The sequence below is a fragment of the Micrococcus luteus NCTC 2665 genome (assembly GCF_000023205.1).
Taxonomy (GTDB): Bacteria; Actinomycetota; Actinomycetes; order Actinomycetales; family Micrococcaceae; genus Micrococcus; species Micrococcus luteus.
The window spans coordinates 889,010-908,042 of the sequence record NC_012803.1 but is presented as its reverse complement, the minus strand read 5'-3'; the positions used below and the strand labels follow the sequence as shown (position 1 = coordinate 908,042).

General features: G+C 75.7%; 17 protein-coding genes and 1 pseudogene. 4 read left to right on the top strand and 14 right to left on the bottom strand.

The window, feature by feature from the left end; genetic code table 11:
- Positions 1–43: 43 nt before the first annotated feature.
- Both MLUT_RS23435 and MLUT_RS15730 read right to left on the bottom strand, forming a co-directional pair.
- Positions 44–3,088: an AAA family ATPase gene (locus MLUT_RS23435; RefSeq protein WP_082229694.1), complete on the bottom strand. Its 3,045-nt coding sequence runs from the start codon at positions 3,086–3,088 to the stop codon at positions 44–46.
- The gene (locus MLUT_RS15730; RefSeq protein ID WP_010078992.1) at positions 3,085–4,308 is read right to left on the bottom strand and encodes an exonuclease SbcCD subunit D; all 1,224 of its coding nucleotides are present in this window, start codon (positions 4,306–4,308) and stop codon (positions 3,085–3,087) included. Before MLUT_RS15730 ends, MLUT_RS23435 begins: the two co-directional genes overlap by 4 nt.
- A 66-nt stretch (positions 4,309–4,374) precedes the next feature.
- Here MLUT_RS15730 and MLUT_RS15725 point away from each other — a divergent pair, with 66 nt between their 5' ends.
- Entirely contained in the window at positions 4,375–5,529 is a 1,155-nt protein-coding gene (locus MLUT_RS15725) for an ADP-ribosylglycohydrolase family protein (protein WP_010078993.1), read from the top strand.
- Positions 5,530–5,534: 5 nt separating this feature from the next.
- On the opposite strand, the gene MLUT_RS15720 is transcribed toward MLUT_RS15725, so the two are convergent.
- Genes MLUT_RS15720 through clpS form a run of 7 tightly spaced genes read right to left on the bottom strand, consistent with a single transcriptional unit; the run spans position 5,535 to position 11,029 of the window.
- Positions 5,535–6,680 (bottom strand): 3'-5' exonuclease, encoded by a 1,146-nt coding sequence (locus tag MLUT_RS15720; RefSeq protein ID WP_010078994.1) that lies wholly within the window; start codon positions 6,678–6,680, stop codon positions 5,535–5,537.
- On the bottom strand, positions 6,677–7,366 hold the full coding sequence (locus MLUT_RS15715; protein ID WP_010078995.1) for a non-canonical purine NTP pyrophosphatase: 690 nt from the start codon (positions 7,364–7,366) through the stop codon (positions 6,677–6,679). The genes MLUT_RS15720 and MLUT_RS15715 overlap by 4 nt, the downstream gene beginning before the upstream one ends.
- Positions 7,363–8,127, bottom strand: a complete 765-nt coding sequence (gene rph / locus MLUT_RS15710) for a ribonuclease PH (protein ID WP_010078996.1) — start codon at positions 8,125–8,127, stop codon at positions 7,363–7,365. Before rph ends, MLUT_RS15715 begins: the two co-directional genes overlap by 4 nt.
- A 22-nt stretch (positions 8,128–8,149) precedes the next feature.
- On the bottom strand, positions 8,150–8,965 hold the full coding sequence (locus tag MLUT_RS15705; RefSeq protein ID WP_012750814.1) for an MBL fold metallo-hydrolase: 816 nt from the start codon (positions 8,963–8,965) through the stop codon (positions 8,150–8,152).
- Complete coding sequence (murI, locus tag MLUT_RS15700; protein ID WP_010078998.1) at positions 8,962–9,894, bottom strand: glutamate racemase; 933 nt, start codon at positions 9,892–9,894, stop codon at positions 8,962–8,964. The genes MLUT_RS15705 and murI overlap by 4 nt, the downstream gene beginning before the upstream one ends.
- A complete protein-coding gene (locus tag MLUT_RS15695) occupies positions 9,891–10,658 on the bottom strand; it encodes a DUF2017 family protein (RefSeq protein WP_010078999.1) in 768 nt (255 codons plus the stop codon). The genes murI and MLUT_RS15695 overlap by 4 nt, the downstream gene beginning before the upstream one ends.
- Positions 10,659–10,666: 8 nt before the next feature.
- Positions 10,667–11,029, bottom strand: coding sequence for an ATP-dependent Clp protease adapter ClpS (clpS, locus tag MLUT_RS15690; RefSeq protein WP_010079000.1), 363 nt, complete (start codon positions 11,027–11,029; stop codon positions 10,667–10,669).
- 64 nt (positions 11,030–11,093) lie between these two features.
- Between clpS and MLUT_RS15685 the strand changes: the two genes are divergently transcribed.
- The 3 genes from MLUT_RS15685 (at position 11,094) to MLUT_RS15675 (ending at position 13,656) form a co-directional block, all read left to right on the top strand.
- Positions 11,094–12,446: a nicotinate phosphoribosyltransferase gene (locus MLUT_RS15685; RefSeq protein WP_010079001.1), complete on the top strand. Its 1,353-nt coding sequence runs from the start codon at positions 11,094–11,096 to the stop codon at positions 12,444–12,446.
- A 3-nt stretch (positions 12,447–12,449) separates the two neighbouring features.
- On the top strand, positions 12,450–13,133 hold the full coding sequence (locus MLUT_RS15680) for an isochorismatase family protein (protein WP_010079002.1): 684 nt from the start codon (positions 12,450–12,452) through the stop codon (positions 13,131–13,133).
- Positions 13,134–13,194: 61 nt separating this feature from the next.
- Entirely contained in the window at positions 13,195–13,656 is a 462-nt protein-coding gene (locus tag MLUT_RS15675; RefSeq protein WP_010079003.1) for a GNAT family N-acetyltransferase, read from the top strand.
- Positions 13,657–13,691: 35 nt separating this feature from the next.
- On the opposite strand, the pseudogene MLUT_RS24270 reads toward MLUT_RS15675, so the two are convergent.
- The 5 genes and pseudogenes from MLUT_RS24270 to MLUT_RS15645 all read right to left on the bottom strand — a co-directional run.
- Positions 13,692–14,265 (bottom strand): annotated as a pseudogene (locus MLUT_RS24270) (P-type ATPase actuator domain-containing protein); the annotation flags it as partial.
- Between the two features lie 152 nt (positions 14,266–14,417).
- Positions 14,418–16,238, bottom strand: coding sequence for a DEAD/DEAH box helicase (locus MLUT_RS15660; RefSeq protein ID WP_010079006.1), 1,821 nt, complete (start codon positions 16,236–16,238; stop codon positions 14,418–14,420).
- On the bottom strand, positions 16,231–16,575 hold the full coding sequence (locus MLUT_RS15655; protein WP_010079007.1) for a DUF3039 domain-containing protein: 345 nt from the start codon (positions 16,573–16,575) through the stop codon (positions 16,231–16,233). Before MLUT_RS15655 ends, MLUT_RS15660 begins: the two co-directional genes overlap by 8 nt.
- Positions 16,576–16,598: 23 nt before the next feature.
- Entirely contained in the window at positions 16,599–18,200 is a 1,602-nt protein-coding gene (locus tag MLUT_RS15650; protein ID WP_010079008.1) for a hypothetical protein, read from the bottom strand.
- The gene (locus MLUT_RS15645; protein WP_010079009.1) at positions 18,191–19,015 is read right to left on the bottom strand and encodes an ABC transporter ATP-binding protein; all 825 of its coding nucleotides are present in this window, start codon (positions 19,013–19,015) and stop codon (positions 18,191–18,193) included. Before MLUT_RS15645 ends, MLUT_RS15650 begins: the two co-directional genes overlap by 10 nt.
- Positions 19,016–19,033 lie beyond the last annotated feature (18 nt).

The window sequence follows — 19,033 nt, the reverse complement described above, 5'->3', positions numbered from 1 at the left end:
CACGCGTGGCGCGGGCCGGGGCGGCGGGGCGCACCCCCGCCGCTCAGGCGCCGTCGTGCACCGCGAGGCTCGAGCCGCGCCGGTCCTTGCGCACCTCGAGGCGCACACCGATCTCCTGCCTCATCCGTTCGACGTGGGAGACGAGGCCCACGGTCCGGCCACCGGTCCGCAGGGTGTCCACGACATCCAGGACGTCGTCGAGGGTGTCCGCGTCGAGCGAGCCGAAGCCCTCGTCCACGAAGAGCGTGTCCAGTTCGATACCGCCGGCTTCGGCCTGCACGGTGTCCGCGAGCCCCAGGGCGAGGGCGAGGGAGGCCATGAAGGTCTCGCCGCCCGAGAGCGTGGCCGGGTGGCGCGTCTCGTCCACATAGTGGTCCCGGATGACGAGTTCGAGGCCCTTGTTCCCGCGCCCGCCCACGGCGTCCGAGTACTCGATCGAATACCGCTGGTCCGTCATGGCGAGCAGACGCTCGGTAGCCGCGGCGGCGACCTCCTCGAGCCGCCCGGCGAGGACGTAGCTCGTCAGCGGCATCTTGAGCAGGTTCTCCCCGCCGCCGCGGACGAGGTCGAGCAGCCCCCGCACCCGCGTGTGCTCGGCGATGAGCCCGGCAGACCGCTCCAGGACCTCGGTCAGGGCAGCTGACTGTCGGCGCACCGTGGCGACCAGTGAATCGAGTCGACCGACCGCCGTCGCCCGGGACGAGCTCGCGGCCTCGGCCGCGGCGAGCGCCTCGGCGGCGGCGCGGGTCTGCTCCTCGGTCGGCGGCTCGACGCCCGCCTCGGCGAGGGCGCGGCCCCGGCGGACGGGCTCGCTCGCCTCGAGCTCGGCGAGGCGGGCCCGTTCGGCGTCCCACTCCTGCACGGCGGCCGTGCGGGCGGCGGCCTCCGTCTCCTCGAGGCGGGCCGCGCGCGCCGCGTCGACGTCGTCGAAGTGCTGTTCGGCCAGCGCGGCGGTGAGCGCCTGGCCGGTCTCGTCGGCGACCGCCCGGGCGCGCGCGTCCTCGTCCTGCGCCGCAGCGAGGGCGGCCAGGACCCGGCGTGCGGCGGTGACCTGGTCGCGGCGGGCGTCGAGGGTCTCGGCGTCACCGCGGGCGGCCTCGACGGCGTCCCGCAGCTCGCTCAGTCGGGCGGCGCGGTGGGCGGCGGCCTCGGCGAGCCGGCCGTCCTCGGCCGTGAGCGTGGCGGCGGTCTCGTCGGCCCCGGCGTGCTCCTTCTCGGCGGCGGCCAGTCGGCGGCGGTCCGCGGCGAGGTCCTTCGCCGCCTGGTCCAGCGCGGCCCGTTCGGCCTCGGCGCGATCGAGCGCCTCTCGCGCGGCCTCGGGTGCGAGCCCGGCTGCGGCCTCGCGCGCCGTGCGGAGGGTCTGCTCGGCGGCGCGCAGGGCGGTCTCGGCGTCGGTCGCGGCCCGGTCGGCCGCGGTGCGGGCCTGCTCGGCGTCCCGCACGTCCGCCTCGGTCACCGTGGTGTCCGCGGTGGCGGCCGGGGCCGGGTGCTCGGGCGAGCCGCACACGGCGCACGGCTCGCCGGGCACGAGCCGCTCCGCCAGTTCGGAGGCGGCCTGCTCGTACCGGGCACGCAGCAGACCGACGTGCCGTTCGGCGGCCTCACTCCGCCGCTCTTGTGCCTCCCGGTGGGCCCGGGCCGCGGTCTCGACCTCGACGGCGCGGGCGGCCGCGGCCTCGGCGGCCGTGCGGCGCGCGGCGGCCTCGTCCACGGCGCGGTCCACGGCCTCCCGGACACCGAGACGCTCGGTGCCGCGTTCGACGGCCGAGCGGAGTGCCGCGACGGCCGCCTCCCGCTCGGGGCGGGACTCGACCAGGGCGGCGCGGTCGCGGTCGATCTCGGCCCGCCGCTCCGCCGCGGCGGCCGCCTCCTGCTCCAGCTCGCGCATCCGGTCACGGTCCCGGACGGAGCGCGCCACCGCCTCCGCGGCGCGCTCGGCCTCCCCCAGCGCCCGGCGGGAGGCGGGCGCGTCGGCGGCCCCGTCCGCCCGGGCGGCGGCGAGCCACGCCGCCGCGGTCGGCTCGTCCTCGACGTGCGCCAGGACCTCCGTCACCGCCTCCGACGTGGTGCCGGCGGCGTCCGCCGCCGCGGTGGCCCGCTGCCCGGCGGTGAGCACCCGCCCGGCACGCTCATGGGCGTCGACGGCGCGGCGCCGAGCGGCGGCGGTCTCGGCCTCGGCGTCGTGGTCGCGTCGACGGCTCGCCCATGCCTCGGCCGCGGCCAGGTCCCGCCCGCGGGTCTCCAGCTCACGCACCGTCACCCGGGCCCGCTGCTCCGCGGCGCGGGCCGTGGCGAGGCCGGCCCGTGCGTCCTCGTGGGCGCGACCCGCACGCTCGGCGGCGAGGACGAGCAGCCGGTCGTCCGTGTCCGGTGACGGCTCCGGCGCATGCCAGTCCGGGCCGAGCGCCTCGTGGAGCGCCTCGGCCAGCTGCGCCCGGGCGGTCCGGGCGGCATCCGCGTCGACCGCCACCGCGGTGTCCAGCCGGGCCGTCTCGACGCGCAGGTGCTCCTCGACGCCGTCGAAGCGCTGCGTGCCGAAGAGCCGCCGCAGCAGGACGCGGCGCTCATCCGACTTCGCGATGAGGAACTGGGCGAACTGTCCCTGGGGCAGCAGGACCACCTGCATGAACTGCTCGGCGTCCAGGTGCAGGACGGCCGCGATCTGCTGGCCGACCTCGTCCGCCCGGGTGAGCGGCGCCGTCCACTCCCCGTCCACGCGTTCCCGCAGGGAGACCGTGGCCTGCGTGGTGACGGTGGCGCCGCCCGCCGCGCTGCGTCGCCGGCGGGGCCGCTCGTGCTTGGGCGAGCGGACCACCTCGAAGCGCCGGCCCTGCACGGTGAACTCGACCTGCACCTCGGGGATCACCGCGCCGGGCTCGCGCAGCGTGGTCACGAGCGACTCGGCCGACCGCCCGCCCGGCACGGTCCCGTAGAGGGCGAAGCACAGCGCGGCCAGCACCGTGGACTTGCCCGCGCCGGTGGGCCCGTCCAACAGGAACAGGCCGCCCGCGTTGAGCCGGTCGAAGTCGACGTCCTGCGCCTGGGCGTAGGGCCCGAGCCCCTCCAGGCGCATCCGGTGGATCCTCATGCGCGCACCTCCGCCGCGCGGGCGGCCTCGAGGGCGTCCCGCAGCAGGTCCTGCTCGGCCTCGCTGGCCGGCCGCTGCCGGACGTGGTCCACGAAACCGACCGCGAGCGCGTGGTCCGAGGGCGCCTGCCGCAGGACCTGGGCGTAGGTCCGCTCCCGGGCCCGCCTCCCGCCGGCCGGTTCGTGGCGGAAGACGAGCACGGAGGGGAACCGCGTCTTGAGACGCTCCAGGGCCCGCTCGGGGCGTTCGTCGTCGGTGACGGTGACCTGCACCCAGCACTGCTCCGCCCACGCGAACTCCGGGGACTCCAGCAGGTCCTCGATCGGCCCGGACAGCACCGCCAGGCGCCGCCCGGCGTCCCAGTCCACGGCCTCGACGCCGGTGACGGCCCCGCCCGTGACGTGGACGAGCCAGCCGCCCTTGCGGTGGCCCGCCTCGGAGAAGGAGTACGGCAGCGGAGAACCGGAGTACCGCACGTGCTCGGCCAGCCGCTGGCGGCCGTGCAGGTGGCCCAGGGCCGCGTAGTCGAGCCCCTCGAACACGGAGACCGGCACCTGCCCCAGCGTGCCCACCAGCATCTCGGGCGGGGCGTCCGGCTCGACGTGCTCACCCTCGCCGATGTCCCGTTCGGACTCGGAGCCGTGGCCCCCGGCCGCGAACAGGTGGGCCAGCACGACGCCGGCCACCGGCCCCGGCGTCTCGGCGCGGCGGGCGGCCAGATCGGCGTGGACGCGGCGGACCGCCTCCGTCAGCACGGCCGTGTGGTGGGGCTCCACGCCCCAGGCCGGTCCCTGGTGGCGCGGTTCGAGGTAGGGGATGCCGTAGACGGCCACGGTCTGGCCCGCGCCGCCGTCGACCCCGGGCTCGGGGAGCAGCACCGGGCGGTCCAGCTCCGCCGCGTCCGCGCGCACGTGCACGCCCGCGGCCGCCAGGAGTTCGCCGCCGAAGCCGAGGCGCACCGCCGAGTCGTGGTTGCCGCTCGTGAGCACCACCTGGGCACCGGCCGCGTGCAGCCGGGTGAGCGTCCGGTCCAGCAGCCGGACGGCGTCCGCCGGCGGCAGCGCGCGGTCGTACACGTCCCCGGCCAACAGGACGGCGTCCACGCCGCGCTCCGTCACGGTCGCGACCAGGGCGTCCAGGACCTCCTCCTGGGCCTCGAGCAGCCCGGTGCCGTGGAACGACCGGCCCAGATGCCAGTCCGAGGTGTGCAGCAGGATCATGCGGCCCACTCTAGGGAGGGTGCGGACGGGATAAGCATGACGCCGCACGGCTCGTACGATGGCGACATGTCCGCCACCGCGCCCGAGCCCACCGCCTCCTCGTCCACACCCCTGCCCGGCCCCGAGCACGCCGACCGGGTCCTGGCCCTCCTCGCGGCCGGTGCCGCCGGGGACGCGCTGGGCGGCGTCGTCGAGTTCACCCCCGCGTCGGGGATCGCGGCGGTGCACGGCCCGGCCGGCGTCACCGACGCCGCGGACCTGCTCGCCCAGGAGGGCGCCCACGCCCTCCCGATCACCGACGACACGCAGCTGACGCTGTACGTGCTCGACGGCCTGCTCGAGTGGATCGAGTGGCAGAACGACGGCGTCCCGGCCGATCCCGCCGCGTGCGTCTGGCTCGCGTGCCTGCGCTGGTTCGCCACGCAGGACGGCGCGCTGCCCGAGGGCGCTCCCCCGGCCCCGCCCCGCTGGATCGACGCGCACGCGGAGCTGAAGGTGCGCCGCGCGCCGGGCACCGCGTGCCTGAGCGGGCTCGCCGAACCGGGGATGGGCCTGCCGGGCGACCCGCACAACCCGGGCTCGAAGGGCTGCGGGACGGTCATGCGCTCGGCCCCGTACGGGATGGTGCCGGGGCTCGAGGACCCGCACGTCGTGTCCCTCGCCCGCCAGGGGGCCGTCCTCACGCACGGCCACCCCACCGCGTGGGTCGCGGCGGCCGCGTACGCCCTCGTCATCGCGGCCCTGCTGCGCGGCCTGGACCTGGCCGCCGCGGTCGCGCACGCCCGCGCGTGGCTCGACAGCCTGGGCGAGGAGGCCGAGGAGGCCCGCGCCGCCGTCGCCGCGGCGGTCGACCTGGCCGACACCGTCGACGCCGACCCCGGCGCCCCCGGCGCCCTCCCCACCGCGCTCGGCCAGGGCTGGGTCGCGGAGGAGGCCCTGGCCATCGCGCTGTATGCCGCGCTCACCGCGCAGGCGGCGCACCCGGCCGATCCGGCGGCGGCGCTCGCCCTGGCGATGCGGATCGGCGTGAACCACGACGGCGACTCCGACTCCACGGCCTCGCTGGCCGGGCAGGTGCTCGGCGCGGCGCACGGCACCGCCGTGTTCGGCGCGCACGACCCCGCGGACCGCGCCGCGGCCGAGGCCTCCGTCCCGGGGTGGATCGCCGAGCGCGAGGTCGTCCTGGAGGCCGCCCGGCGCTGGAGCGCCGCGACCACCTGAGCGGTTCAGCGCGCGGCGTCCGGCCAGTTCCCGTCGAGCATCTGCAGGAACTCCCCCTCGGAGACCAGGGCGATGGCCTGCCCCCGGTCCCGCCGGCGCAGGGCGTCCCGCGTCTTGCGGTGCGCCAGCGCCGTGGTCACGGCCTGCGGCGCCTCGTCATCGGCGCGCGGGCGGTGCAGGTCCGCGGCCTCGAAGCCGTCCCCGACGACGAGCATCGTGGTGGCCGCGCCCACCCGGTTCGCAGTCTGCGCACCCTGCGCGGCCGCGCGCGTCTTGGCACTCTGACGCGACATGCCGATGCCGCCCGTGAACACCACCGTCTGGCCGAACAGGGGGTGGCCCGGGTCGGCGGCCGGGTTCGGGGGCGGGTTGACGCCCTCGTCCGGCCAGCGCATGAAGTCCGGCATGGCGCGTTCGTCCCGCAGCGGGACCCGCGCGTCGAAGACGCCCTCGGTGCGCCGGGCCTGGCGGGTGGCCTTCGACTCGGCGCCCGATCCCGCCGCCCGGGGGGCGAGGACGCTGACGCTCAGCCCCTGGGCCCGCATCAGGCGGTCGACGCCGCGGCCGGCCGGCGCCTCGGTCAGCCCCGGCAGGACGTCCGCGTCGGCCGGCTGCGCCCCCAGCACACGCCGGGCGATGTCCACGAGGATGGCCGCGCAGGCCTCGGCGTCGGCCAGTGCGTCGTGGTGGCGCCCCGGGGTGAAGCCGGCCTCGCGCGCCGCGGAGGGCAGGGCGTACGAGGGCAGGTCGTAGACGCGGCGCGCCAGCACCAGGGTGCACACGAACTCCAGGCCCGGCACGTCCCGGCCGGAGACCTCGAGGCCGGACTCGATGACGCCGACGTCGAAGCCCGCGTTGTGCGCCGCGAGCACGTCCGTCCCCACGAAGTCCGCGAGCTCGTCGTACACCTGCGCGAACCGGGGGGCGTCCAGGACGCGGTCCTCGGTGATGCCGTGGATGCGCACGTTGCGGGGATCGAACCGGTCGAAGCCGACGGGCGGACGGATCAGCCACTCGGCACGGTCCACCATGACCCCGTCCCGCACCCGGACGGCGCCCACGGCGCACGGGGAGCCGCGGAAGCCGTTGGCGGTCTCGAAGTCGATCGCGGTGAAGTCCAGCCCCGGCACGGGGGCGCGCCCGCCGCTCACGGGCGCGCGTCGAGCGCGTCCACCAGGTAGGGCAGCAGGGCGCGGAAGGCGTGCCCCCGGTGGCTGATCGCGTTCTTGTCCTCGGGGCTCAGCTGCGCGGTGGACACGTCCCGGCCCTCGGGGCGCAGGATCGGGTCGTAGCCGAAGCCGCCGTCCCCCACGGGCTCGCGCAGCAGCGTGCCGGGCAGGCGGCCGTGCTCGACGTGCTCGACGTGGATGGCCCGGGCGCCCGCGGCGTCCGGGCCGCTGGGGACCGCGAGCGCGGCGGCGCACACGAACTGGGCACCCCGATGCTCGTCCGGCACGTCGGCCAGCTGGGCCAGCAGCAGCTCGAGGTTGGCACGGTCGTCCCCGTGACGCCCGGCCCAGCGGGCCGAGAAGATCCCGGGGGCGCCGTGCAGCACGTCCACGGCCAGACCGGAGTCGTCCGCGACGGCGATCAGCCCGGTGTGCGCGGCCACGGCGCGGGCCTTCTTCAGCGCGTTCTGGGCGAACGTGACGCCGTCCTCGACGACGTCCGGGGCGCCCACGGCGCCCGCGTCCACCACCGCGGTCTCCACCTCGAGGCCGGGCACGGCGCCGGCGAGCAGCTGCCGCAGCTCGCGCACCTTGCCCGCGTTGTGCGTGGCGAGCACGACGCGGGCGCCCTCCGGCAGGCCCGCCGACGAGGCGGCGGGCGCGCTCACGCCCGGTCCTCCGTGGCGGCGGCCAGGGTCTCGGCCTGGATGCGGGCCAGCTCACCCGTGCCGATCAGGGCCAGGTCCAGCAGGGTGTCCAGCTCGGCGCGGGTGAACGGCGCGCCCTCGGCGGTGCCCTGCACCTCCACGAACTCCCCGGCCCCGGTGACGACCACGTTCATGTCCGTCTCCGCCTTCACGTCCTCCACGTACGGCAGGTCGAGGACGGGCACCCCGTCCACGATGCCCACGGACACCGCGGCGACGGAGTCCTTGAGGACGGCGGCGCCCTTGGCGAGGATCCCCTCGCGCCGCGCCCAGGCCACCGCCTCGGCGAGGGCGACGTAGGCGCCCGTGATGGCGGCGGTGCGGGTGCCGCCGTCGGCGTCGAGGACGTCGCAGTCCAGGACGATGGTGTTCTCCCCCAGGGCGGACAGGTCGATGACGGCGCGCAGGGACCGGCCGATCAGGCGGGAGATCTCGTGGGTGCGCCCGCCGATCCGGCCCTTGACGGACTCGCGCTGGCTGCGCTCGTTGGTGGCCCGCGGGAGCATCGCGTACTCGGCGGTGACCCAGCCGGTCCCCTCGCCCTTGAGCCAGCGCGGCACGCCCTCGGTGAAGGAGGCGGTGCACAGCACGCGGGTGTTCCCGAACTCGATCAGGGCCGAGCCCTCCGCCTGCCGGGACCAGCCCCGGGTGATGGTGATGGGGCGCAGCTCGTCGACGGCGCGGCCGTCCGGGCGGGGGGCGGTGGTGGCGGGAGAGCTCATGGCCTCCAGTCTAGGCACGCCCTCAGACGCCGTAGCTCAGCCCCGAGACGGCGACGGCCAGCGGGCCGTCGTACACCGCGCGGGCCTCCTGGACGGCGCGCTGCGGATCGTTCCACACCGGCAGGTGCGTGAGCAGCAGCTTCCGCGCCCCGGCCTGCGCCGCCGTCTCGCCGGCCCGCCGGCCGGTCAGGTGGACGCCGTCGATGCCGTCGTCCCGGCCCTCGTGGAAGGCGGCCTCGCACAGGAACACGTCCGCGTCCCGCGCGGCCTCGACGAGCCCCTCACACGCGTCGGTGTCCCCGGAGTAGGTGAGCACGCGGGTGGTGACGTCGCCGTCGTCGTCGACGCGGTCCACCTCGACCCGGATCGCGTAGGCCTCGTCGATGGGATGGCGCACGGGGACCGGTGTGAACCGGAACGGACCGAGCCGCTCGGTGCGGCCGGCGGCCCAGCACCGGAACTCGAAGTCCTGGTGCATCCCCGGCTCGGGGTCCATCCCGTACGCCTCGGCGATGCGGTCGCCGGTGCCGGCGGGTCCGTAGACGGGCAGCCGGCCGCGGCCCCAGCCGGCCGGGTTCCAGCGGATGGCCACGTGCATCCCGAACAGGTCCATGAAGTGGTCCGGGTGCAGGTGGGAGAGCAGGATGCCGTCCAGGTCCTCGAGATCGACGTAGCGCTGCAGCACGCCGAGGGCGCCGTTGCCGAGGTCCAGCAGGATCCGCCACGTGCGCGGGGTGACGCCGTCCTCGGCCACGCCCTCGGCGGTGAGGAGGTAGCACGAGGCGGGTGAGCCCGGGCCGGGAAAGGACCCGGAGGCCCCGATGATGGTCAGCTTCACGTCACACCCTCCTGCTCGGCGCCCAGCCGGACGGAGGCCGTCGAGCGCGTCGGGACCGGCGCGGCCGCGGGGCGGGGCGCGCCGATCGTCTCCAGGCGTCGCACGGACTCGACCTCGGGTCCGAGGAAGCGGCGCGCGAGGGCCTGGAAGTGGTCGGGGTCGCCGGTGGCGGCGAAGCGGTGGCGGGTGGCCTGGCCGGAGCCCGCGGCAGAGTGGGGGTGCTCGAGGCCGAGGCGGACCAGCTCCCGGTAGAGGTCCTTGGCGGTCTCCTCCGCGGAGGAGACGAGCGTGACGTCCTCCCCCATCACGAGCGAGAGGGCGCCGGTCAGCAGCGGGTAGTGGGTGCATCCCAGCACGAGGGTGTCCACCCCCGCCGCACGCAGCGGGGCCGTGTACTCCCGGGCGGTCTCCAGCAGTTCGGGGCCGGTGGTGATGCCAGCCTCCACGAACTCCACGAACCGCGGGCACGCGACCGAGGTGATCGCGAGGTGCGGGGCGGCCGAGAACGAGTCCTCGTAGGCGCGGGACCCGACGGTCGCCTCGGTGCCGATCACGCCGATCCGGCCCGTGCGGGTGGCGGCCACGGCGCGGCGCACGGCGGGCTGGATCACCTCGATCACGGGGATGCCGTGGCCTCCCGTGTAGCGCTCGCGGGCGTCGCGCAGCACGGCGGCCGACGCGGAGTTGCACGCGATCACGAGCGCCTTGACGCCGCGCGCGACGAGCTCGTCCATGATCGCCAGGGCGAGGGCCCGCACCTCGGCGATGGGCCGCGGGCCGTACGGCGAGTGCTCCGTGTCGCCCACGTAGAGGATGGACTCGTGGGGCAGCTGGTCCATGATCGCCCGGGCCACGGTCAGCCCGCCCACGCCCGAGTCGAACACGCCGATCGGCGCGGTGGCGTCCACGGCGGCGAGCCGGCCGCTCACTGCTCGCCCTCCGCGTCCCCGGCGCCCGGCGCGGACTCATCCGAGCCCTCGGGCAGCTCGCTGAGCATCTCCGTCATGAGCGTCTCCAGCAGCCACGAGGTGAAGTTGTAGAGCAGGGCCATGGTGGACTCGACGTCCTCCGCGCTGCGCCAGTCGTCCACGGCGTGCACACGGGCGGCGTCCTCCTCGGTCTCGACGCCCAGGCGGGCGGCGAGGACGAGGCGCACGTCGTTGAGCGCGCGGCCGAAGGCCGGCGCCTGGTCGTGCGGCACCTCCACGCGCGTCGAGCGCAGCAGCTCGAGTGCCAGGCGCGCGTCCGCGAGCTTCCCCTCGGACAGGGCGTCCTCGGTCAGGGCCCGGTGGGCGCCCTGCTCGGCGGCGCCGGCCCGGGGCATCGCATCCGGCAGGAGGCGTGCGACGGCCGGGTCGGCGGGGGCCGAGCGCTGCGGCTCCGCGTCCTGGCTCAGGTGCAGGCCGGAGACCAACCCCCAGAACGCGGCGTCGGACGCGTCCAGTCCGGCCATGGGGCCCGCATCCTCCGCAGCGGACACGGACGGCGGCGCCGCCGGGATGTCCTCGGGCGTGTCGACGCCGTCCTCGGCGGCCTGGGCCCCGGCGGGGTCCGCCTCGGCGGGGCGCACGTCCGCGCGTCGGCCCTCGAGCAGGGCGACGACGTCCCTGACCAGCCCGCGCAGCAGGCGCACCTCCGGCAGCTCCAGCTGCGCCGTGTACCCCCGCCGCGTCCAGCGGAACCGTTCTGCCATGCCCCTCCTCAGTCCTCCGCCTGCTCCAGCGTGGCCCACAGCCCGTAGCCGTGCATCGCGCCCACGTGCAGCTCGGCCTTCTCCTTGGTGCCCGTCGCCACCACGGACCGGCCCCGCTCGTGGACCTCGAGCATGAGCCGTTGCGCCTTGGCCGCGGAGTAGCCGAAGTGGGTGCGGAACACGTAGGCGACGTAGCTCATCAGGTTCACCGGGTCGTTCCACACCACGACGTTCCACGGCCGGTCCCGGGCCGTGTCCTCGTGAGGCCGCTCCAGCAGGGCGGTGTCGGTGGCGCCGGCGGGGGCGGACTCGCCCGGCGCCGGACGCACGGCGCGCGGCGCGGACGGATCGTGGCGGGTCAGCACGGACATGCGCCCCAGTGTACGAGGCGGGCGGGCCAGGACCGGCCCCGCAACGGTCCACTAGGGTGGGCGCGTGAGCCAGAACCCCGTGCCCAGCGCCCCGCGGACCGCCGACGACTGGCAGATCCCCACGGCGCTGATGACCGACCACTACGAGCTGACCATGCTCCAGGCCGCGCTGAAGGCCGGCACCGCGCACCGCCGCTCCCGCTTCGAGCTGTTCACCCGACGCCTGCCCAGCGGCCGCCGCTACGGCGTGGTGGCCGGCGTGGGCCGCGCGCTGGAGGGCCTGTCCCGCTTCCGGTTCGACACGCCCGAGCTCGACTTCCTCGCGGACACCACCGCCCTCGACGACGCCACGCTGGCCTGGCTCGCCGACTACGAGTTCACGGGCGACATCGTGGGCTACGCCGAGGGCGAGGCCTACTTCCCGCACTCCCCCCTCCTGCAGGTGGAGTCGACGTTCGCCGAGGCGTGCATCCTGGAGACCTACCTGCTCTCCATCTACAACTACGACTCCGCCGTGGCCTCCGCCGCCTCCCGCATGACGGCCGTCGCGGACGGCCGCCCGTGCGCCGAGATGGGCTCGCGCCGCACGCACGAGGAGTCCGCCGTGGCCGCCGCCCGCGCCGCGGCCATCGCGGGCTTCACCGCGACCTCGAACCTCGAGGCGGGCCGCCGGTACGGCATCCCGACCGTCGGCACCGCCGCCCACTCCTTCACCCTGCTGCACGACTCGGAGCGCGCCGCCTTCGAGGCCCAGGTCGCCGCGCTCGGAGCGGACACCACCCTCCTCGTGGACACGTATGACGTGGAGCAGGGCGTGCGCACCGCGGTCGAGGTGGCCGGCCCGGCCCTGCGGAACGTCCGGGTCGACTCCGGCGACCTCGTGATCCAGGCCCACCGCGTGCGCGAGCTGCTCGACGAGCTGGGCAACACCGAGACCGGGATCATGGTCACCTCGGACCTGGACGAGTACGCGATCGCCGCCCTGCGCTCCGCCCCCGTCAGCTCGTACGGCGTGGGCACGCGCCTGGTCACCGGGTCCGGCGCGCCCACCGCCTCCATGGTCTACAAGCTCGTGGCCCGCCAGGACGACGACGGCACGTGGGTGGACGTGGCCAAGGCCAGTTCCGGCAAGGCCAGCCGGGGCGGCCGCAAGGAGGCCGCGCGCCGCCGCGACCCGCGGGGCCGGGCCACCGCCGAGGTGATCGGCGTCAACCGCAGCGCCGCGCCCGACGCCGACGACCGTCCCCTGCTGCACCGTTTCGTGCACGCCGGCGAGCTGGCCGAGGGCTGGACCGGCCCCGAGGCCGTCACCCGCGCCGCCGAGCGGCACGCCGCCTCCCTGCGCGAGCTGCCCGCCTCGGTGGGCCGCCTGCAGCCGGGCGACCCCGCCATCCCGACCATCTTCCTGGAGGACTGACCCATGGAGAACCTGAACCGCGCCCTGGTGATCGTGGACGTGCAGAACGACTTCTGCGAGGGCGGCGCCCTCGGCGTGACCGGCGGCGCCGCCGTCGCGGCCGGGGTCAGCGAGCACCTGGCCGAGCACGCGGACGCCTACGCGGCCGTGGCCGCCACGCGCGACTGGCACGTCGACCCGGGCACGCACTTCGCCGCGGCCACCGGCGCCGAGCCGGACTTCCGCACCACCTGGCCGGTGCACTGTGTGGCCGGCACCGCCGGCGCCGAGCTGCATCCCGACCTGGACGCCGAGCACCTCGACGCCGAGTTCCTCAAGGGCCTGCACACGGACGCCTACTCCGGCTTCGACGGCGCCCTCGGCGAGCCCGACGCCGTCCCGACCGGGGCCGCGGGCGAGCGCCCCTCCGGGACAGTCGGCCCGTACGGGGCCACCGCCGTGGCCGCGGCCGCCGTCGAGTCCGGCGCCCCCGGCCTCGACGAGTGGCTCCGTGAGCAGGGCGTGGACGCGATCACCGTGGTGGGCATCGCGACGGATCACTGCGTGCGCGCCACCGTGCTCGACGCCCTCGACGCCGGCTACGAGGTCACGGTGCTGACCGACCTGGTGGCCGGCGTCGACGAGGCAGCCGCTCAGGCCGCGCTCCACGAGATGGAGGCCGCCGGGGCCGTCTTGGCGACCTCGTGAGCGGGTTCGGCCCCGGCGGGCGTGCCGGAGCCGGTGGCCGACGCAGACGAGGAGAGGAGCCATGACCGGCTCCCCCATCGCCGCAGACCGGGACGGCATCCGCTACCTCTCCGGGGCGATCGCGGCCGCCGACGACGTCCGCGCCCTCTACGACGCCGTGGGCTGGTCCGCCTACACGGAGGACATGGACACGCTCATGGGCGGGCTGCAGGGCTCGGCCACCGTGGTGACCGCCTTCGACGGCGGCCGTCTTGTCGGCCTGGCCCGCGTGGTCTCCGACGGACACACCATCGCCTACCTGCAGGACATCCTCGTGGATCCGGGGCACCAGCGCCGCGGCATCGCCTCCGAGCTGCTGCGCCGCGTCTTCGCCCGGTTCGGCCATGTCCGTCAGCACGTGCTGCTCACGGACACCGAGGAGCGCCAGCGCGCCTTCTACGAGGCCCATGGCTTCCGCGAGTCCCGTGACGTGGAGGGCGACGAGCTGCGCGCCTTCGTGCGCGTCCAGTCCCGGGACGGCTGAATCCGGCGCTCAGGCCGGCACGGCCTGCCGCTCCCCCCGGACGGGGCGGCGCGGGACACGCCGCCGAGGAAGGCCACCGGAGCGGCGATGAGCAGCGGGCACGGCGTGGCCACCACGAGCACCCCGGCGCAGCGGACCGGGTCCTGGGACAGCCACCACGCCATGCCGGCGATCAGGTGGGCGACGGCGGTGAACGGCACGGCGTAGCGTTCGGCCAGGCGCACCAGGGGGGCGCGGGACTCGGCCGCCTGCTGCACGAGGGAGACGATGGCCGGGTACTGCGAGACGGCCGCGGCGGCGGTCGCCTCGAGCACGAAGGCGCGGGTGCCGTTGAGCGCGCCGGACATCACGGCCGAGCCGGTGCGGTGCATGACGGGCAGGACTCGCCGGTCAGGGAGGACTCGTCCAGGTCCACGGCGACCCCACCGCCGCCCTCGGCGGAGGCAACGGCGCCGTCCACGGGAAGCACCTCGGCGGGACGCACCTCCTCCACCGGCACGTCCTCCACGGTGCCGTCCGGACGCAGGCGATGCGCGCACTGCCGGGCGCGGTCCAGCAGGGCGGACAGATCCCGCGGGCACGGCCGGCCGCGTCGTCCTCGAGGGCCTCCCGCCTGATGCAGGCCGAGGATGAGGGCGACGACGACGGAGACGGGCATGGCGACTCCTGACATCGTGTCCCCATTCCAGCCCGTCCCCGTGCTGGGTGCCGGCCAGGCGCGGCGAACCTCAACCCGCCGCCCGCCGCGCTCCCGACGGAGCTCAGGTCCGGCCGACGAACCACCCGCGCAGGGTGCTCAGCCGCTTCTCCAGCTGCTCCCGGGAGGCCTGGGCCACGGCGGGGCCGCCGGAGATCTCCCGCAGGCGGTTGTGGATCACCCCGTGCGGCTGGCCGGAGCGGGCCGCCCACGCGGACACCGTCTTGGACAGCTCCGCGCGCAGCTCCTTCATCCGCCGGTGGTCCACGACGTCGGCGGGCTCGGCCGCCTGCGCGCGCGGCCGGCGCTGGATCTGCTCGGCCTGCCGCTGCCGCAGCAGGGCGGAGACCTGCTCGGCGTCCAGCAGGCCCGGGATGCCGAGGAAGTCCTGCTCCTCCTCCGAGCCGACCGCGCCGCCGAGGCCGAACTCGCCGCCGTCGAAGAGCACCTTGTCGAAGCTGGCCCGGGACTCGAGGGCCTCGAACTTCTCCCGTGTCAGCGCGTCCGAGCCGCTCTCGGCCCGGTTGGCCTCCGCGATCAGGTCCTCCTCGGGGGCGTCCTCGAGGTCCTCGACGTCGACGGCGCCCTCCTTGCGGTCCAGCGCGTGGTCCCGCTCGAGCTCCATCTCGTTGGCCAGCAGCATGAGCGCGGGCACGGACGGCAGGAACACCGAGGCGGTCTCCCCGCGCCGCCGGGAGCGCACGAAGCGGCCCACGGCCTGGGCGAAGAACAGGGGCGTGGACGTGGACGTGGCGTACACGCCCACGCACAGGCGGGGCACGTCCACGCCCTCGGACACCATGCGCACCGCCACCATCCAGCGCTCGTCCGACGCGGCGAACTCCTCGATGCGGTCCGAGGCGCCCTTGTCGTCCGAGAGGATCACGGCCGGCCGCTGGCCGGTCAGCGCCTCGAGCTGCGCGGCGTACGCGTGCGCGTCCTGGTGGTCCGTGGCGATCACGAGGCCGCCGGCGTCGGGCACGTTGCGGCGCACCTCGCTGAGCCGCCGGTCGGCCGCGCGGAGCACGGACGGGATCCACTCGCCGGCCGGGTCGAGTGCGGTGCGCCAGGCGGAGGCGGTGATGTCCTTCGTGGCGGCCTCGCCGAGCTGGGCCTCCATGACCTCGCCGGTGGAGGTCTTCCAGCGCATCTGCCCGGAGTAGGCCATGAAGATCACGGGGCGCACCACGTGGTCCCGCAGCGCCGGGCCGTAGCCGTACGTGTAGTCCGCCTTGGACCGCTCGATGCCGTCCGCGCCGAGCTCGTACCGGACGAAGGGGATGTAGGCGGTGTCGGAGCGGAACGGGGTGCCGGTCAGGGACAGACGCCGCGTGGCCGGCTCGAACGCCTCGCGGATGCCCTCGCCCCAGCTCAGGGCGTCGCCTCCGTGGTGGATCTCGTCGAGGATCACGAGGGTCTTGGCGGCCTCGGTGCGGTTTCGGTGCAGGACGGGCTTGTTCGCCACCTGGGCGTATGTCAGCGCCACCCCGCGGTACTCGGCGCCGTGCCGCCCGTCCGCGTTCTTGAAGTTCGGGTCGATCGCGATGCCCACGCGCGCGGCGTTGTCCGCCCACTGGCGCTTGAGGTGGTCCGTGGGCGCCACGACGGTCAGCCGCTGCACCACGCCGGAGTCCATCAGGATCTTGGCCACGCGCAACGCGAACGTGGTCTTGCCCGCGCCGGGGGTCGCGACCGTCAGGAAGTCCTGCGGCGCGGTCTCGAGATAGCGCTCCAGGGCCTCCTGCTGCCACTGGCGCAGCTTGGGGGCCGTTCCCCACGCCGCGCGCTCGGGCATGGCGGGGGGAAGGTCCTCGCCGATGTGGAACAGGTCGTGCTGGACGCTGCCGTCCGGGGTGCCGCTCGTCAGGGAGCGGCCGTCAGCCACGGCCGCGGCCTCCGAACCAGCCGCCGCGCTTGCCGCCGCCGTCGCCGTCGCCGCCGTCCTGCGGCTCGCGCAGGCCCTCGTAGATCTCCTTGCACGTGGGGCACACGGGGAACTTGTTCGGGTCCCGGCCCGGCACCCACACCTTGCCGCACAGGGCGATCACGGGGGCACCGGTGACGGCGGACTCCGTGATCTTCTCCTTGCGGACGTAGTGGGCGAAGCGCTCGTGGTCGCCCGGCTCGATCTCCTGTCGCAGCTCCTCACGCTCGAGGACGGACGTGCCGCCGCCGGCGGGCGCGAAGGGGTCGTTCAGGTCGGGTTCGCCGGTCACACTCATGCAGGCCAGTCTAGCCGCGCCCCTCAGAAGGCGGCCACGGCCTGATAGGTCTCGGCCTGCGCGCGGTCGTACCAGCGCGCCCCCAGGCGCACGCCCAGCCACAGCGCGACGGCGCCCCACACAAGCCCGAAGGCCACCGTCACCCAGCCCCACACGGCGGCCCCGGTGACGAGCCAGACGACGAAGGGCGCCAGGAACGGCACCGCGAGCGCGAGGCTCACCAGCAGCGAGGCGCCCTGGACGAGCATCGTGCGCATGGCCGCGCCCTGCGGCGTCTTGAACGGGCTGTCTCCCGGTTTCGGCACGGGGTACACGAAACGGGCGGAGACGAGTGCGGACAGCCCGGCGGTCGTCCCGAACAGGCCGAGGGCCAGGCCCAGCATCGGCGCCAACAGGGACCAGTCCCCCGCCGCCGCCACCGTCGCCGTCGTCACGAGGAGGATCATCGGCACGCCCCAGCCCGCCAGGCCCAGGACGCGGCCCCAGCGGTCGTCCACGCCACGCACGCCCGAGACGACGTGCAGGTGGAACGCCGTGTGGTCGTAGGCGATGTCCGCGGAGATCGAGTAGGCCAGGGACCAGGCGGTGATCGGCCCGAGGACCAGCAGCAGGCCCAGTCCGGGACCCCCCTCCGCGGCCATGCCCCCGGTGAACCACAGCAGGACGGCCATGAGGGGGATGATGATGAGCCCGGCCGCGTACCGCGGGTCGGTCAGCCAGTAGCGCTGGGCGCGGGCCGCGATCGCGGTGCGCGGGCCCGTGGCCGGTCGGCCCAGCCAGCGCAGCGGCGTCGGGTCCGCTCCCGCGGCGACGCGACGGGACCGACCGCCGCCCACGGCCACCGGCTCCACGGTGCGGCGCACGGCCAGGTGCCACAGGGCCAGGGCGGCCAGGCACCAGGCGGCCGCCACCGCGAGGTGGAGCGCGACGGCGGCGCTGCGGCCCTCGGCGGCCGCCCACGCCGTGGCGGGGCCCGCCCCGAACGGGGTCCACGCCGCGCCGCGGGCGACCTGGGGCGCGATCGCCAGGAAGTCCTCGAACGACGCGATGGCCTGCGAAAGGGCGACGCCGCCGAGCATGAGCGGGATGAACAGCAGGACGGAGACGACGTCCCGCACCCGACGCCGGCTCGCGTAGGCGGCCAGGAGGCCGGCGAGACCGGAGCCGATCGCCACGGCGGTCACCGCGGTGAGCGCGCCCCCGGCCAGGCCTGCCGCCAGCGCGGCCGGCCGGTCCCACCAGCTGGCCCCCAGGCCCAGCAGCACGGCCAGCGTGGCGAGCCCGACCGGCGTCGTGAAGGCGCTCAGGACCAGCCCGGCGATGAGGGTGCGGGCCGGGACGGGGAAGAGCACGAAGCTGTGCGGGTCGAGCGTGGCGTCCACGCCCGTGACGAACGGCGGGATGACGAGCCAGGCGAGCACCACGACGGCGGCGACCAGCACGGTCGTGGCGCCGCGGGCCTCGTCCGGCAGGGCGGGCAGGCCCGTGACGAGCAGCGTCACCGCCACGGCGGCCATGCCGATCACGTACAGCGCGCCGAGCACGCTCACCACCAGGGTGAACGGGGACCGGCGCCACTGGTTCAGGGTCAGCGTCCAGCGCAGTCGGACGAGCGTCAGAGCCATGCCAGCCCCTCCGAGCCGTGGCGGCCGCCGACGAGGTCCACGAAGCGGTCCTCGAGGTCGCGCCCGTCCCGGACCTCCTCGAGCGTGCCGGCGGCCCGCAGCGTTCCGGCCGCGATCACGGCGACGTGGGTGCACATGCGCTGGACGAGGTCCATCACGTGGCTCGAGACGATCACGGTGCCGCCCCGCTCCACGTACGAGTGCAGGATGTCCCGGATGTTCGCGGCGGAGACCGGGTCCACGGCCTCGAACGGCTCGTCCAGGACGAGCAGGTCCGGGGCGTGGACCATGGCGGCCGCCAGGGACACCTTCTTGGTCATGCCGGCGGAGTAGTCGGCCACGAGCTTGCGGCCGGCGTCCTCCAGGTCCATCACCCGCAGCAGGTCCGCGGTCCGCTCGGCCACGGTGTCCGCGTCGAGGCCATGCAGCAGCCCGGCGTAGGTCACGAGCTGCGCGCCCGTGAGGCGGTCGAAGGTGCGCACGCCGTCGGCGAGCACGCCGACCCGTCGCTTGGCCTCGAGGGGCTGCTCCCACACGTCGACGCCGTGGATCCAGGCACGGCCGTGGTCCGGGCGCAGCAGCCCGGTGGCCATCGACAGGGCCGTGGTCTTGCCCGCCCCGTTGGGCCCGACCACCCCGAAGAACGAGCCGGCCGGAACGTCCAGGTCCAGCGCGTCCAGCGCCAGCTTGTCCCCGAACCTCTGGGTCAGCCCGCGCGTGACGAGGGCGAGGTCCGGATCGGGGGCGTCGGCCGCACGCCGACGGGCGGCGGCCGCCAGGTGGGCGGGGACAGGCTCGGGCGCATGCGGAGTCATGCCTGGGACGTTACCCAC

Coding starts and splice junctions, on each gene's coding strand:
- MLUT_RS23435 (WP_082229694.1), bottom strand. CDS start 3,088: ATGAGGATCCACCGGATGCGCCTGGAGGGGCTCGGGCCCTACGCCCAG.
- MLUT_RS15730 (WP_010078992.1), bottom strand. CDS start 4,308: ATGATCCTGCTGCACACCTCGGACTGGCATCTGGGCCGGTCGTTCCAC.
- MLUT_RS15725 (WP_010078993.1), top strand. CDS start 4,375: ATGTCCGCCACCGCGCCCGAGCCCACCGCCTCCTCGTCCACACCCCTG.
- rph (WP_010078996.1), bottom strand. CDS start 8,127: ATGAGCTCTCCCGCCACCACCGCCCCCCGCCCGGACGGCCGCGCCGTC.
- MLUT_RS15695 (WP_010078999.1), bottom strand. CDS start 10,658: ATGGCAGAACGGTTCCGCTGGACGCGGCGGGGGTACACGGCGCAGCTG.
- clpS (WP_010079000.1), bottom strand. CDS start 11,029: ATGTCCGTGCTGACCCGCCACGATCCGTCCGCGCCGCGCGCCGTGCGT.
- MLUT_RS15680 (WP_010079002.1), top strand. CDS start 12,450: ATGGAGAACCTGAACCGCGCCCTGGTGATCGTGGACGTGCAGAACGAC.
- MLUT_RS15675 (WP_010079003.1), top strand. CDS start 13,195: ATGACCGGCTCCCCCATCGCCGCAGACCGGGACGGCATCCGCTACCTC.
- MLUT_RS15655 (WP_010079007.1), bottom strand. CDS start 16,575: ATGAGTGTGACCGGCGAACCCGACCTGAACGACCCCTTCGCGCCCGCC.
- MLUT_RS15650 (WP_010079008.1), bottom strand. CDS start 18,200: ATGGCTCTGACGCTCGTCCGACTGCGCTGGACGCTGACCCTGAACCAG.
- MLUT_RS15645 (WP_010079009.1), bottom strand. CDS start 19,015: ATGACTCCGCATGCGCCCGAGCCTGTCCCCGCCCACCTGGCGGCCGCC.